At 57.1% G+C, this 15,355-nt stretch carries 16 protein-coding genes; all 16 read right to left on the minus strand.

What is annotated here, in order from left to right; genetic code table 11:
- Positions 1–2: 2 nt before the first annotated feature.
- On the minus strand, positions 3–989 hold the full coding sequence (locus LDN04_RS14245) for a beta-ketoacyl-ACP synthase III (protein WP_223911968.1): 987 nt from the start codon (positions 987–989) through the stop codon (positions 3–5).
- A gap of 14 nt (positions 990–1,003) precedes the next feature.
- On the minus strand, positions 1,004–2,044 hold the full coding sequence (gene plsX, locus LDN04_RS14250; RefSeq protein WP_223911971.1) for a phosphate acyltransferase PlsX: 1,041 nt from the start codon (positions 2,042–2,044) through the stop codon (positions 1,004–1,006).
- A gap of 48 nt (positions 2,045–2,092) precedes the next feature.
- The gene (gene rpmF, locus LDN04_RS14255) at positions 2,093–2,275 is read right to left on the minus strand and encodes a 50S ribosomal protein L32 (protein WP_214175938.1); all 183 of its coding nucleotides are present in this window, start codon (positions 2,273–2,275) and stop codon (positions 2,093–2,095) included.
- Positions 2,276–2,287: 12 nt separating this feature from the next.
- Entirely contained in the window at positions 2,288–2,827 is a 540-nt protein-coding gene (locus LDN04_RS14260; protein ID WP_223911974.1) for a DUF177 domain-containing protein, read from the minus strand.
- A gap of 312 nt (positions 2,828–3,139) precedes the next feature.
- Positions 3,140–3,490 carry a hypothetical protein gene (locus tag LDN04_RS14265; protein WP_223911977.1) on the minus strand — a complete coding sequence of 117 codons (351 nt, stop codon included), beginning with the start codon at positions 3,488–3,490 and terminating at the stop codon, positions 3,140–3,142.
- A 16-nt stretch (positions 3,491–3,506) separates the two neighbouring features.
- The gene (locus LDN04_RS14270) at positions 3,507–4,115 is read right to left on the minus strand and encodes an L-threonylcarbamoyladenylate synthase (RefSeq protein ID WP_223913400.1); all 609 of its coding nucleotides are present in this window, start codon (positions 4,113–4,115) and stop codon (positions 3,507–3,509) included.
- Position 4,116: 1 nt separating this feature from the next.
- On the minus strand, positions 4,117–5,220 hold the full coding sequence (locus LDN04_RS14275; protein ID WP_223913401.1) for an aminopeptidase: 1,104 nt from the start codon (positions 5,218–5,220) through the stop codon (positions 4,117–4,119).
- A 49-nt stretch (positions 5,221–5,269) separates the two neighbouring features.
- Positions 5,270–5,728 (minus strand): dUTP diphosphatase, encoded by a 459-nt coding sequence (gene dut, locus LDN04_RS14280; protein ID WP_223911980.1) that lies wholly within the window; start codon positions 5,726–5,728, stop codon positions 5,270–5,272.
- A 9-nt stretch (positions 5,729–5,737) separates the two neighbouring features.
- Complete coding sequence (locus LDN04_RS14285) at positions 5,738–6,994, minus strand: pitrilysin family protein (RefSeq protein ID WP_223911983.1); 1,257 nt, start codon at positions 6,992–6,994, stop codon at positions 5,738–5,740.
- 132 nt (positions 6,995–7,126) lie between these two features.
- A complete protein-coding gene (gene pnp / locus LDN04_RS14290; RefSeq protein WP_223911986.1) occupies positions 7,127–9,220 on the minus strand; it encodes a polyribonucleotide nucleotidyltransferase in 2,094 nt (697 codons plus the stop codon).
- A gap of 182 nt (positions 9,221–9,402) precedes the next feature.
- Entirely contained in the window at positions 9,403–9,669 is a 267-nt protein-coding gene (gene rpsO / locus LDN04_RS14295) for a 30S ribosomal protein S15 (RefSeq protein ID WP_214175946.1), read from the minus strand.
- A gap of 122 nt (positions 9,670–9,791) precedes the next feature.
- A complete protein-coding gene (gene truB, locus LDN04_RS14300; RefSeq protein ID WP_223911988.1) occupies positions 9,792–10,703 on the minus strand; it encodes a tRNA pseudouridine(55) synthase TruB in 912 nt (303 codons plus the stop codon).
- Between the two features lie 2 nt (positions 10,704–10,705).
- Positions 10,706–11,656, minus strand: a complete 951-nt coding sequence (locus LDN04_RS14305; RefSeq protein ID WP_223911991.1) for a bifunctional oligoribonuclease/PAP phosphatase NrnA — start codon at positions 11,654–11,656, stop codon at positions 10,706–10,708.
- Entirely contained in the window at positions 11,649–12,005 is a 357-nt protein-coding gene (locus tag LDN04_RS14310; RefSeq protein WP_223911994.1) for a ribosome-binding factor A, read from the minus strand. The genes LDN04_RS14305 and LDN04_RS14310 overlap by 8 nt, the downstream gene beginning before the upstream one ends.
- 82 nt (positions 12,006–12,087) lie before the next feature.
- A complete protein-coding gene (gene infB, locus LDN04_RS14315) occupies positions 12,088–14,760 on the minus strand; it encodes a translation initiation factor IF-2 (protein WP_223911997.1) in 2,673 nt (890 codons plus the stop codon).
- The gene (locus LDN04_RS14320; RefSeq protein ID WP_223912000.1) at positions 14,757–15,353 is read right to left on the minus strand and encodes a DUF448 domain-containing protein; all 597 of its coding nucleotides are present in this window, start codon (positions 15,351–15,353) and stop codon (positions 14,757–14,759) included. The genes infB and LDN04_RS14320 overlap by 4 nt, the downstream gene beginning before the upstream one ends.
- Positions 15,354–15,355 lie beyond the last annotated feature (2 nt).

Here is a 15,355-nt window from a genome sequence, read left to right on the forward strand (position 1 = left end):
TTCTAGGACTGCCAGCGCACCAGGACCGATCCCCAGGTGAGCCCGCCGCCGAAAGCGTCGAACAGCAGGAGGTCGTCTTTCCTGAGCCGACCGGACCGATTCACTTCATCGAGAGCAATCGGGATGGAGGCACCGGACGTGTTCCCGTAGCGTTCGAGATTGACGTAGACCTTGTCTCCATCCAGCCCGAGACGCTTGCCAATGGCATCGATTATGCGTCGGTTGGCCTGGTGGGGGATGAAAAGATCGATATCGCCTACCGTCAGGTTGTTGGAATTCAGCGCTTCGTGGGCAACCTCTTCCATGGCCCGCACCGCCAGCTTGAACACCTCGTTACCCTGCATGGAAATATAGATGAGCCTGTCGTCGAGCGTCTTCTGGGTCGCCGGATTGCGATTTCCGCACCCCCGCTGGCAGAGGAGCTCCCAGTAGCTGCCGTCACTGTGGATGTGGGTAGAAAGTATCCCAGCCTCCCCTTCCCTGGCCTCAACGACCACCGCACCGGCGCCATCACCAAACAGACAGCAGGTGTTCCGGTCAGTCCAGTCAACGATACGGGAGAGGACCTCCGCCCCGATCACCAGGATCTTGCTGGCGGCGCCGCAGCGGATTGCCTTGTCCGCAAGGGAAAGGCCATAGAGAAAACCGGAGCAGGCTGCTGATATATCGAAGGCAGCTGCTTTCGTTGCTTTGAGGTTATGCTGCACGATACATGCGGTTGCAGGAAAGGGGAAATCGGGAGTAACGGTGGCGACGATAATCTGGTCAAGCTCATCCGCATGGACACCGGCCATCTGCAGGGCACCCTCGGCAGCCCGGGTGGCAAACATCGAGGTAAACTCGCCGTCTCCAGCTATATGCCGTTCCTTAATGCCAGTCCTGGTGGTTACCCATTCGTCGCTGGTATCCACCATTTTTTCCAGATCGAGATTGGTCAGAATCCTGTCGGGCACCGCTGAACCGGTGCCGGTGATCGTAGCCCGCTGCATCCGCTCCACCTTATCTAACCGGTCGCCTGATCCTGCAATGGCTCGCGCTGTTGTACGGTAATTGGGTAATTTGCCTGGAGCTTTTCCGCCATTCGCTCATTCACCCCTTTTTCTACGAATTCATGGGCAAACCGGATGGCATTCTTTATCGCCTTGGCATTGGAGCCGCCATGACTAATCATGCCGACGCCGTTGATGCCAAGGAGCGGCGCGCCGCCGTACTCGGCATAATCCACCTTCTTTTTGAAATTGTTGAACGCTTTGCGGGCGAGGAGGTAACCGACCCGGGCAATCAAGCTCTGCTTGAATTCATCCTTGAGCATCTTCCCCACCGCCTCGGCGAGCCCCTCTGACAGCTTCAGCACCACGTTGCCGACAAAACCGTCACAGACCACTACGTCCACGAGACCGTAAAAGATGTCACGCCCTTCCACATAGCCAGCATAATCAAAGGGTATCTTTTTCAGGATGGCGGTGGTTTCCCGGGTCAGGTCGTTCCCTTTACTCTCCTCTTCACCGTTGGAAAGCAGGCCGATGCGGGGGGTGGCAATCCCCATCACGGAACGTGCGTACACCTCCCCCATGATGGCAAACTGGACAAGGTTGAGCGGTTTGCAATCCACATTCCCCCCCACATCCAGCACCAGTGTGCGATCGCGCAGCGTGGGGAAAACTTGGGCTATGGCCGGTCGGTCAATACCGGGAAGGCGCTTGAGTACGAACATCCCTGCCGCCATGGTCGCACCGGAGTTGCCGGCACTCACCACTGCAGCCGCTTTTCCTGCCTTCACCAGTTCAAAGGCGACCCGGATGGAAGAGTCTTTTTTCTTCCTTACGGCATCCGACGGTGAATCGTGCATCCCCACAACTTCGCTTGCGTGGTGTACAACGATATCAAGCCCCTTGCAATCGTGTTTTGCAAGTTCTTGACGAAGCCTGTCGGTATCGCCCACCAGAGTAACGGGAATGCCAAATTCCCTCACAGCGGCTACAGCCCCTTCAACTTCGACAACCGGAGCGTTATCGCCACCCATCGCATCAACAGCAACTCTCATATGACCCCTAGGCATGGCTGTCCGGCCGGGAGGGCCGGGACAACAAACTTACAGATCTTCTGCCTTCAGAACTTCTTTGCCTTTATAGGTGCCGCAGGAAGGACAGGCACGGTGGGGAAGTTTGGGGGCCTTGCACTGGGGGCAGGTCGAAGCATTGGGCGGGGTAAGGAAATCATGTGCCCTTCTCATATTCTTGCGGGACTTGGACGTTTTCTTCTTAGGTACTGCCATGGTAGTTCTCCTTTACTTTTCTGCCTTGAAGTTCTTCAAGGCGCTGAATTTCGGATTAATGCCCTGCCGGTCGCAGCCGCATTCGGCCACATTCAGGTCTGCACCACAGTTGCCACAAAGCCCCCGGCAATCCTCCCGGCAAAGAGGCTTGAAGGGAATTGCCAGCAGCACCTGCTCGGCAATCTCGGCGGAAAAATCTATTTCTTCCCCTTCATAGGTAGCCGATATGAGATCTTCCTCGGCCAGTTCAACCTCTTCTTCGTCCTGAGGCAGCCCTGTGTCCTTTGAATAGAAGATGGTAAATGCCGACGCCACATCATGCACGGTTTCACCAAGACAGCGGGAACACCCCATACCAACGGAAGTTGCCACGCTACCATGAACCCTTATATGGTCATATTCCCTGATGATGGTGAGGCTTACGGAGAGCGGCTTCACAAAACGGCATTCGCCGGCCGTCTCCATTGCATGCAGGGTCGGGTAATCGACGACCTGCTCCTCACCGACAAGCACCAGCTCTTTGTCTTTTATGTCATGTACGCGAATTTTCACTTAATAACCCGTAGCGCCGCATCCAAAGCTTTCCAGTATATAGATGGGGAAGTTTTTGTCAAGGAAAATCAGTCACTAGGGTATGCCAAGTCCCCAGTTGCGGGCACATTTCTAATACCCTATTCACCCGTAATTTGCAAGAAGAAAGGATGTCGTCCTCGACGCCTGGCAAACCACTGTTTGTCTCACATCGTGGAGCAATAAAAATCAGAACCAGCCGGCAAGAAGGGGGCGACATAGACATGCGGAAACGTGCGTTGAGTAACCTCCGACGAAGCCATCAGCCCAGTTGTTTGATTACGACGCGGGCCATCAGATGATTATTGTCTCACCCGGTCTGAGCGGAGGTTGATGAGGTGAATTGATACTTCGGAAGAAAAGGGCAAAAAAAAGCGCTATAGCTGCAACGAGAACCAGAATGGTGCGTGCGAGCCTCACGCGATTGTCCGTCCCACTGCGGAGTACTCCTGCAAGGGCAATCATGATTCCCAGACCACTGCAAAGGCCACCACAAAAGAGTCCGAGCGCAATAAAACGTTTCTGTCCCGAGACCGTGAGTGAAAGAAGCTGGGTGACGTCGTTGTTGAAGAACGTGGCGAGAGTAATGGCGACTATGCCGGCAATTATCAGGTTCAGACCCGACTTGACAGTACGTGTGTTCATGTAATGAGGCAGCCTTTCAAACGCACCAGCTCACGTCCCCCATCCCCTTGCGAAGCACTTCGGGGACACCACCCACCAGGCTGACTACCGAACTCACCTCGGCTGACAGGAACCCCCCGTCGACAATGAGGTCGAGCTGCTTCCCCATAGACTGTTCGACGAGGAAGGGATCGCCTATCGGTTCTTCACCCGAAAGGTTGGCACTGGTGGTAATGATGGGATGACCGAGCTTCTGTACCAGGGAGAGGCAGATCGGATTGTCGGGAATCCTGATCCCGACGGTCTTCTGTTTGGTCTGCACGAGATCGGGAACAATGGAGGAGGCTTCCATGACGAAGGTATAGGGGCCCGGCAGGAGGCGCTTCATAACCTTGAAGGCATAATTGCTCACCTTGGCATAGCGGGCAACTTCGGAGAGATCGGAACATATGAACGAAAAGGGTTTTTTCTTCTCACGCTGCTTGAGGAGGTATATCCGCTCGATCCCCTTTTTGTTGAAGATACTGCAACCGATGCCGTAGGTCGTGTCGGTGGGATAGGCAATGATGCCTCCACTCTCCAGCACCTCTACAACCTTGGCAATCAGCCGTTCCTGCGGATTATCCGGATTTATCGCCAGTAGCATGTCAATCACGCGGGTTGAGGTCGAGCAGGCTCTTGTGCACGAACCGGCCATCCTTCTGGATAAGGGTAGTGTCGAACCATATCTCCCCGTCCCCCTTGAGCAGCTTCACCATGTCCCAGTGGACTGCCGAGCGGTTGCCGTTGTCACACTCGTCGTAACACTGGGCGGGAGTAAAATGGATCGAGCCGAAAATCTTCTCGTCGAAGAGGATGTTCCTCATCGGCTCCGTAATGCCGGGGTTCACGCCAATGGCAAACTCACCGACATAGCGGGCACCGGGATCGGTATCGAGAATCCTGTTGAGCTCCCCGTCCATGCCGGGGGATGTGGCTTTGACGATCTTCCCCTTGCGGAACTCCAGCCGGACAGAAGTAAACTCCTTCCCCTGGTACAGGGTGGGGCAGTTGTAGGTGATATGCCCTTCCACCGATTCCTTGACCGGTGCGGTGAATACCTCGCCGTCAGGTATGTTGAACCGCCCGTCGCACTTGATGCCGGGAAGTCCCTTGATGCTGAAGGAAAGATCGGTATCGGATGCAACGATCCGGACCCGGTCGGCCTTGTCCATCAGCTTCTTCAGCTTGTCCTGTTTCCGCGACTCCTGCGACCAATCGATACAGCAGGCAGCGAAGAGGTAATCCTCGTACTCCTCCAGGCTCATCTTGGCTTCCTGGGCAGCACCGTGGGTTGGATACCGGGTGATGACCCAGCGGGTGTGCTCGACCCGCCAGTCGCTGATCGGCCTGACCACCTTGGCGTACTCGATCATCCCCTCCTGCCGCGCCTTGGCCAGGGCCATGGAATTGTCGCCGGCGGAGATGGCGATAAAGACGTTCACCTTTTTCATGAAGTCGAGCTTGTGCTGGGGGAAATAGGTCAACTGCTCCCTGCTGGCACGGTTATAGAAATGGCGGCTCAGTTCGGGAAGGGAAAAATCGTACTCCACATAGCGAGCCCCCTTGCCGAGACACTGGAGGTAAAGCTCCTTGACGAGTGGTGCCGCCTCGAAGCCACTGGCGCTGATAAGCACCACATCACCCTTTTTCACCCGGGTGGAATAGTTGACCAGAACTTCTGCCAGCCTGGCAATCCGCGGATCATTCATCGTCATTCCTTTTCATGCAAAAGTGAACAGCCCTGGCAAATTCACACCGTCATCGCCCCGTATGACCGAAACCACCGTCACCACGACGGGTCTCGTCAAGGTCGTTGACCTCTACCAATAACGCGCGGCAGACTTGCGCCACCACCAGTTGGGCGATCCGTTCGCCACTCTTTATAGTGAACGGATCGATACCGTGGTTGATGACAATCACCCCGATCTCTCCACGATAATCCGCGTCGATGGTGCCGGGGGAATTGACCAAGGCGATGCCGTGCCTGAGGGCCAGACCGCTCCGGGGGCGCACCTGAGCTTCGTACCCGGCAGGAAGGGCAATGGCGATGCCGGTAGTAACGAGGAAGCGCTCCCCTGGTCGGAGCACCACGTCAGCGGCCAAATCTGCATAGAGGTCCATGCCGGCGGCATGATGGGTCATGTAGTGGGGGAGAGGATTGCCCCCCCCCCTCACCCGCTTGATCCGTACCGGAATTTTCGTTGAATCGTCGGTCATCGGAGGCATCTAGAGCGTGATATCCGCGGTCGTAAGGTTAACGTCGTCCAGCTTCCCCATCATTTCCAGAGTAAAGCTGGCATCATCGAGGAATTCATGGCTTAGTTGGAGCAGGCTTTCCAAGGTGACCCGGTCGAAACCGTCCATGATTTCGGCTATAGGCTGGTAGCATCCGAAATAGATCTCGTTTTTTGCCAGCTTTGACATGCGGTTGTCGCTGCTTTCAAGGGAAAGGAGAAGGTTCCCCTTCAATTGTTCGCGAGCAGAATCCAGTTCAACCTGTGAAACCGGTTCCTCTTTCAGGCGTCTGAGTTCACGCAGGATGATCTCCAGCACATCCGTACAGCGCTCACGGCTCGTCCCGGCATAAATGACCAGGGAACCGGCATCGGAATGGGAAGCCATGTATGAATAGATGGAGTAGACAAGGCCGAGTTTCTCCCGTACCTCCTGGAACAGGCGTGAACTCATGCTCCCTCCCAGGATGGTGTTGAGGATAAAGGCGGAGAACCGCTGAGGGTGGTTCTGGGCCGGGCCACGGCTCCCGAGGCAAATGTGTACCTGCTCAAGCTCTCTGTGGATAAGTTCTACCTTTTTCTCATAGACCGGTTGCTGGCAATCAGTCCGTCCGCTCCCTCCGGCGATGGCAGTGAAAAGGCCGTTCAGCAGTTCGAGAAGCTTTTTATGGCTGACATTGCCGGCGGCGGTAACAATAATGTCCTCCGCCCGGTACATCGTATCCTTGTAGTCGACAATCGATGAGCGGGTAAGGCCGTTGACGCTCTCCTCGCTGCCGATGATGGACATGCCAAGGGGATGACCACGCCAGAAATTCTGGTGGAACAGGTCGTGAATGTAATCGTCCGGATTATCCTCCAGCATGCCGATCTCCTGGAGAATGACCTTGCGTTCCTTTTCTATCTCATCGCTGTCGAAACGGGAATTAAGGAAGATATCGGCCAGAAGGTCAATAGCCCGGGGGAGAAACGCGTCGAGCACCTTGGCATAGTAGCAGACGTATTCGCGGCTAGTAAAGGCGTTCAGCACCCCTCCCATCGAATCTATCTCCCGGGCAATATCCAAGGCACTGCGATGTTCCGTCCCCTTGAACATGAGATGTTCGATGAAATGGGCGACGCCGTTCAGACCAGGAAGCTCATGGCGGGAACCGTTGGCCACCCAGATGCCGATGGAAACGGAATGGGCGTGGGGCATCTGCTCGGTAATAACCCGGATGCCGCTATCCAGAATGGTTTTATTGATCATAGGTCTACTATACCGTGTAACGGATAAATTTCCACGCGGTCAATGGATACGTCCCCGCCGTTAACCGAAAAAAGAGGCGGCGATATGCATCGCCGCCTCTTCCTGTCAACTTCCGGGCGGAGTGCCGGCGGTTCAGTTTTCCGGCAGGGTTGCCCCAAGGGCTTCCTTGCGGGAGAGTTTGATTTTCCCCTGCTTGTCTATACCGATACACTTGACGAGGACCTTGTCCCCTTCGTTCAGGATATCGGTGACGTTCTTGACTCGCTCTTTGTCCAGTTCGGAGATGTGCACCAGACCATCGGTTCCCGGGAAAATCTCCACGAAGGCGCCGAACTCCATGACCTTTCTGACAGTCCCCATGTAGAGTTTGCCTTCTTCAGCCTCGGCGGTCAGGTCCCGGATCATCTTGATGGCCAGGTCGCAGGCGGCCTTGTCGTGGCTCGCGATGTTGATCTTGCCGCTATCCTCGATGTCGATGGAAACGCCAGTCGCCTCGGTGATCCCGCGAATGTTCTTGCCGCCGGAACCGATGACGTCGCGGATCTTGTCGGTCTTTACCCAGATGGTGGTGATGCGCGGTGCGTAGGTTGAAAGGTCGGGACGTGATGCGGAAAGGGTCTCCGCCATCTTGCCAAGTATATGGAGCCGTCCTTCCCGGGCCTGGGCGAGGGCCTTCTTCATGATCTCCTTGGAAACGCCGGTAATCTTGATGTCCATCTGGAGGGCGGTGACACCTTCGGCAGTGCCGGCTACCTTGAAGTCCATGTCCCCCAGGTGGTCCTCGTCACCGAGGATGTCGGAGAGGATGGCAACATCGTCCCCTTCTTTTATGAGCCCCATGGCGATGCCGGCCACCGGAGCGCATATGGGGATACCGGCATCCATCATGGACAGGGACCCGCCGCAGACCGTGGCCATAGACGAGGAACCGTTGCTCTCCAGGGTATCGGAAACGATACGGATGGTGTAGGGAAAGTCATCGTGCTTGGGAAGTACCCGTGCCAAGGCCCGTTCGGCAAGGGCGCCGTGGCCGATCTCGCGGCGGCCAGGTCCGAGCCGGAAACTCGTTTCACCCACCGAGAACGGCGGGAAGTTGTAGTGAAGGAGAAAACGCTTCTTGCTTTCACCGTAGAGTGAATCGATCCGTTGTTCGTCGCTGGAGGTCCCGAGAGTAGCAGCAACCAGGGCCTGAGTCTCACCCCGGGTGAAGAGCGCCGAGCCATGGGCACGGGGGAGCAGGCTGGCCTCGGTCGTAATCGGCCGGATGGTCTTAGTGTCCCGCCCATCGATCCGCTCGCCGTCCTTGATGATATGCTCGCGCACCAGGATGTATTCGAAATCGCCGAGGATTCCCTTGATTTCCTTCGCGCGCCCCTCGTAGTCGGGGAGCAGCGCCTCCAGAACCTCACCGGTAATGGCATCGATCCGGTCGTGACGCTCACCCTTGGTCTTGATCCTGACGGCTTCCTTCATCTTTGCGTAGGCCAGGTCGGAAACACGGGCCCTGAGAGCCTCGTCAACTACCGGGGGAGTGATCTCCCGCTTGGGGACGCCAGCTTTCTTCTTCAACTCTTCCTGAGCAGCCAGGATGGGCTGAACTGCGGCATGACCGAAAAAGATCGCCTCCAGCATGACTTCTTCGGGTACGATCGCCGCACCACCTTCTACCATGCAGATGGCATCTTTACTGGCTGCGACGACGATCTCGATGTCGCTCATTTCCAGCTGCTCTGCAGTCGGGTTGGCCACGAATTCCCCATCGACCCGGCCCACCTTCACACCTGCGATGGGGCCGAAGAAGGGGATATCGGAGACTTCCAGGGCGGCTGAGGCGCCGATCATGGAAAGGATACTGGGGTCGTTGTCCTTGTCCGCAGAGATGACCGTGGCCATGATCTGGGTGTCGTTGAGGAAGTTCTCGGGGAAAAGCGGCCGGATCGGCCGGTCGATGAGCCGGCAGGTGAGGGTCTCATTGTCCGACGGGCGTGCTTCGCGCTTGAAGAAGCCACCGGGGATCTTACCTCCCGCATAGGCCTTCTCCTGATAATTGACAGTCAGGGGGAAGAAATCCTGCCCCTCCTTCGCCGTCTTGGTCGCCACCGCCGTCACCAGCACCATGGTGTCGCCACAACTCACGACCACCGCGCCGTTGGCCTGCTTTGCCATCTTGCCGGTAGCGATGGTTATGGTCCTGCCACTGAATTCTACCTGTACTTTTTGTTCCATCTTGTTACGGTCTCCTCTAGCCTTGATTGTTGGCAGTTGGGGCCGTCGATGCAACAGCAAAACCTGCCGGCTTGGCTGCTCGATCCACGCCCCCAACAAAATAAATGGGCCTTGCAGCCCATTGGTGAAAAAAAGCAAAGGCAATATATCCCTGACAGACGCCAGAGATATACTGCCTTTTCTTACCTTCTTATGCCGAGTTTCTCGATGACGACCTTGTATCTTTCCACATCTTTGCTTTTCAGGTAATCGAGGAGCCGTCGTCTCTGGCCGACAATCTTCAGCAGACCGCGGCGGCTGTGGTGATCCTTCTTGTGAATCTTGAAATGCTCGGTCAGGTACGTGATCCGCTCGGTCAGAATGGCAATCTGCACTTCAGGAGACCCGGTGTCGCTGTCATGCAGCTTATAGGTATTGATAATTTCCTGCTTTTTCTGGGTTACCAGCATCTGGTCACACCCCCTTTCATCGTTCATAGTAGTTGAATATAATCAACGGCCCGGTCAGGCATCGTTGTTTTTCGGTGCATCAAGTCTTTTACCACAAAGACCGGTACATGTAAAGGGCAAACCTAGTGAAACACTCTCAAAAGCCGCTGGATTTGTGCGTGTCTTCCGCCATCCGCTACTGCAGCTTCGGCCACCGCCACCAGTCGCCCCCCGTGGGAGAGCCGCACCCGGCCACCAGACAGTGTCACGTCCCGGCCGGTTTCCAGGTCGTCGCCATCGGGAACGATCCCGTTGCCGATCTTTGCCGCCCCCCGTTCAGTCAGCGGGAATTCCGGTAACGGCGAAAGTGCCGCCAGCGGGGAAACAACCAAGGAATCAAGCTTGCCGGACGCTGCCGCCTCTGCCAGTTGTTCGAGGGTCACGGTATCCGCGATGACAAAAGGTCCACTACGGGTTCGCCGCAGTTCGCGGAGATGGGCACCACAGCCAAGGCGTTCGCCGATATCGGCTGCCAAAGTCCTCACGTAGGTGCCGCGAGAACAGCTAACGGAAAAGACAACGTCGGGAAGCTCAATCCGTTCGAGGACCAAGGAGAATATCTCGATGTCCCGCGGTTGACGCTCGACTTCAGCTCCCTGGCGGGCAAGCTTGTACAGGGGGACACCATTCCGTTTGAGCGCCGAAAACATTGGGGGTACCTGGCTGATGGCGCCGACAAAGAGCCGGGCAACGGCCTCGATCCGGTCTGGCGTCAACTGGCACCAGTCCCCATGGGAAACCACCTGACCGGTCAGGTCCTGGGTGTCGGTTGCCTCACCCAGGCGCATGACTGCACGGTATTCCTTGCGCGATTCGTCCAGAAAAGGGATGGCCTTGGTACCCTCACCCAGGGCGATCGGCAGAACTCCTGTGGCAAAGGGATCAAGCGTCCCGGTATGACCGACCTTCTTCTGGCCCAGGATACGCCGCACCCGGGCGACGACGTCGTGGGACGTCATCCCCGCCGGCTTGTCAACGACCAGAAATCCGTCCATGCTCACATAACGTGCTGGAGGCGGGCAAAGACGGTCTGTTTCACCTCGTCCAGCGTCCCGGCCATGTTGCATCCCGCTGCGTTATGATGGCCACCGCCGCCGAAATTGGCAGCCAGTGACGAAACATCAACCTTCCCCTTGGAACGGAAACCGACCTTGTAGAATCCCGGATTGATCTCCCGGAAGAAGACCGCCACTTCCACCCCCCGGATCGAGCGGGGATAATTCACGAAACCGTCGGTCAGCTCGGCATTCGTGCCAGTCTTCTCGTACATGTCCAAGGTAACCGCAATGGCAGCGAGATCGCCGCGCGGCGAAACTTCCAGCGTTGCAAGGGAAAGGGCCAGAAGCTCCAGTCGCTGGCGGGGCTGGCTTTCATAGAGCTGCTCCGCAATGAACCAGGCATTAACTCCCCGTGCGATCATCTCACCGGAGATGGCGAAGGCCTCGGGGTTCGAGTTGGAATACCGAAAGGAGCCGGTATCGGTAATAATCGCCGTATAGATGCAGAGGGCCGTATCATAATCGACCTCATGGCCGGCCGCTTTCATGATCCGGTATATCAGCGCGCCGGTGGCGCACGCTTGGGAATCGATGAGGTTCAGTGCTCCGAATTCCTCGCAGTTCAGGTGGTGGTCGATATTGATAAATTTACTGATCCGCTTGAATCCGGCCAGCTCCTTGCCGGCACGGCGAAACTCCCCCACATCGAGAACGAAGCAGACGTCGAAATCCCGGTCCGGTATGCTTGAAAGGACGGTGTCCGCCAACGGCAGGAACCGGTAGATGTCAGGAACGGGATCACAGTAGTGGACCGTCACATCCTTGCCGAGCCGTCGCAGATAATTGGCAAGGGCAAGGGAAGAGCCGACTGCATCGCCGTCGGGGCTTTCGTGGGTGGTGACGAGAAAATTGCTGCCGGCAGCAATTTCCGCGATGATCTGCTCAATCATTACCCGGTTCTCCGCTGCTGATTTCCTTGAGAATGGATTCGATGCGCATGCCGTACTCCACCGACTCGTCGTAGATGAACTCCACGTCCGGCACGTACCTCATCCGGAACTTTTTCCCCATCTCCTTGCGAACAAAACCCCGGGAACTGTTCAGGCCCGCCCGGGTGGCCTTCTTTTCCTCATCGCTGCCGATGACGGTAAAATAAACCTTCGCCAGGTGGAGATCATCGGTAACCTTGACCCCCGTTATGGTGACAAAACCGATGCGAGGGTCCTTCAACCCCTTCACGAGCAGTTCGGAAACCAGTTCGTGCACCGCCTCGGCAACTTTTTCGGATCGTTTGAACATAAGAATTCCAGGACCGGGGACCCGGGACCGGAGATCGGCAAAATCACTGATTTTACTGATCCCTGGTCCCTCGTCCCGGCAGTTACAGTTTTGTCGCGACCTTCTCGATTTCGAAGGCCTCAATGATGTCGCCGATCTTGAGATCGTTGTAGTTCTCCAGGCCGATACCGCATTCGTAGCCGGTTGCAACCTCCTTCACGTCGTCCTTGAAACGACGCAGGCTGGACATTTTCCCCTGGTAGATGACCACATTGTCCCGTAGCAGGCGGACCTGGGCGTTGCGGAGCACCTTGCCGTCCTGGACGTAACAGCCGGCGACCATGCCGACTTTCGGTACGGAGAAGGTCTCCCGAATCTCGGCTCTTCCCAGGTATTTTTCCCGCAAGGTTGGCTCCAGCAGGCCTTCCATCGCTTTTTTAACGTCCTCAACCGCATCGTAAATGACGTTGTAGAGCCGGATATCGACTCCTTCCTTCTCGGCAAGTCCCTGCGCCTTCACTTCTGGCCGTACATTGAAGCCGATGATAATGGCGTTGGAGGCAGTGGCCAGGTTGACGTCGGTTTCGGTAACCGCGCCGACCGCGGAATGGAGGACATTGAGCCGCACCGCGTCGGTGGAGAGCTTGCGCAGCGACTCGCCGACCGCTTCCACCGAACCCTGCACGTCCCCTTTGACGATGACGTTGAGGTCCTTGACCTCTCCCTTTTGGATCTTCTCGTAGAGCTGCTCCAGCGAAAGCTTGCTGTGTTTGGCCAGCTCCACCTCCCGCTGTTTTATCTGCCGCAGGGTCGCAATCTCTTTCGCCTGCTTCTCGTCCTTCATGGCAACGAAAATATCGCCGGCATCGGGAACACCGGAAAGGCCGATCACTTCGACCGGCATAGCGGGGCCGGCTTCGATAACCTTATCCCCCCGGTCGTTCTGCATGGCGCGAACCCGGCCGGAATGGATGCCGACCACGCAGTAATCTCCCAGCTTCAGAGTCCCTTCCTGAACCAGGACGGTCGCAACCGGCCCGCGTCCCTTGTCCAGCTTGGCCTCAACGATGGTGCCACGCGCCTCCTTGTCGGGGTTCGCCTTGAGATCCATCACGTCGGCCTGGAGGAGGACCATTTCCAGCAATTCTTCCAGGTTGAGCCGTTTTTTTGCCGACACTTCAACCATCGTCGTGTCGCCACCCCACTCTTCCGATACCAGGCCGTGCTCGGTCAGTTCCTGCTTGACCCGCTCCGGCTTGGCCTCGGGCTTGTCGACCTTGTTGATGGCGACAATGATCGGCACCCCAGCTGCCTTGGAGTGGTTGATCGCCTCGCGGGTCTGGGGCATGACCCCGTCGTCCGCCGCCACCACAAGGATGACGATATCGGTGACCTTGGCTCCGCGAGCCCGCATAGCGGTGAATGCTTCATGACCCGGAGTGTCGAGGAAGGTAATCTTGCGCCCGTTGAGCTCCACGTCATAGGCACCGATGTGCTGGGTAATTCCGCCCGCTTCGCCGGCAATGACATTTGCTTCGCGGATGGCGTCGAGAAGCGAGGTCTTGCCGTGATCGACGTGCCCCATGATAGTCACCACAGGAGGCCGTTTCACCAGGCTTTCCGGCGCATCGGGGGTCGTTTCCATCATCTCGTCCAGATCGATCGCTACGTTCTCTATCTCGTAACCGAACTCGGTGGCAAGGAGTGTTGCGGTATCCATATCGAGGGGGTGGTTAATGGTCGCCATCAACCCCATTTTCATCAGGACGCGGATCAGGTCGTTCGCCTTCACCCCCATCCGTTTCGCCAGTTCACCCACGGTAATGGTTTCTGAGATCTTGATAATCCGCTTTATGGCCTTGGGGGTGGTAATTTCGGTCTTTCTCCCCTCGGGAGCGCGCTCCTTTTCCCGCCGCTTCCCTTTGCCGGGGCGGAACCCGGGCTCGAAAACCCGCTCCCGTTTCTCAATGACATCTACCCTGGAAAAGGTATCCTTCTTTTTGGCAGTCGGCACGCTCTTTTTCGCACCCTTCGCGGCATCGGATACCGGTGCGTCTTTCCCTTTACGCCCTTTCTTGCGGTCACCACCGTTTCCGGGCATTTCCACCGGCGCAGGCGCTGTCGGCCTCCCTGGTGCCCCTCCGGCAGCTCCCCTGTCAGCGGGACCACGATCGGGACGACCGCCTGGCATCGGGCGAGCACCGGGAGCAGAAGGACGGGCACCCGGAGCAGGCCGACTGCCGGGAGCAGGACGCCCGGCAGCAGGGGCGTGCTGGTATTCGCGCCGCTCGTGCGGTTTCTCGGCAGGTTTCAGCCCGGGGATTTCCACATGACCGAGGATCTTTGCCCGATTAGCGGTCGGCTTATCCAGCGGTTGTTCCGCCACGGGTTCCACAACAGGCTCAGCTTTCGGCTGTTCAGGTTCGACGACTGGTGCGGGAGGCGCTTTCGGCTCGACGGCAACCACGACAGGCGCCGGTTGAGCAATCTCAACGGCAGGCTCTTCCTTGGCAGGTGCAACTTCCACCGCAACCGGTTCCGGAGCAGGTGCTTCAACGACCTTGGCACGCCGTCTGATGAGCGTCGTCGTCACCCTCACCTCTTCCTTGGAAACCTCTTTTACGGTCGGAGGGACCTTGAGTTTATTGGCATCCGCTTCTTCAATAACCGACATATGGCTCTTCACCTCGATTCCCATGGCCTGCAGCTTGGCCATAAGCTCCTTGTTGTCTATCCCCAGCTGCTGAGCCAGTTCATGTACGCGGATTTTAGTCATGTATGCGCGCCCCCCTCCAAGAAATTCCTGTACCTGTTCAACTCGTTCCTCATTGGTGCGATGAAGCCACCCTGCTCAATCGCCACCACGCCCCGCAGTTCCTTACCGAGCAATTGACCCAGCCGTTCCTTGGGAAACATGACGCAGAGTTCGACCCCCGCATGTTCCGCCTGGCGGGCAATCTTCTCTCTGCTGTCCGGCGACAGGTCGTCGGCAATAAATACCAGCCCGGGAGCCTTCCGTTTCAGCAGAGCCAGTACGTTGTCCGTGCCAGACGCCACCTTACCCGCCTTGTTGGCAAGAGCCAGGTACGCCCCGATCCGTTCTTCCAGACGGGTCGTCACCATATCCACCAGTTCAGACGGCGAACCGAAACGGGCTTCCCCCTTGAAAACCCGGGAGAATTGATTTCTGGTCGCTGCCGTCAGCAGACAGGATTTGCTCATGCAGGTGTAAGCGCCGCGCCCCGGAAGCTTCCCCTGCAAATCCGGCACCAGCATCCGGTCCGGGGCAAGCACGAAGCGCAACAGATCACGCTTGTCCCGCACGGTACGACAGCCGATGCAACTCCTCTGGGGACCGGTTTCGTTCATCA

This window comes from Geobacter sp. AOG1, assembly GCF_019972315.1.
GTDB lineage: Bacteria > Desulfobacterota > Desulfuromonadia > Geobacterales > Geobacteraceae > Geomobilimonas.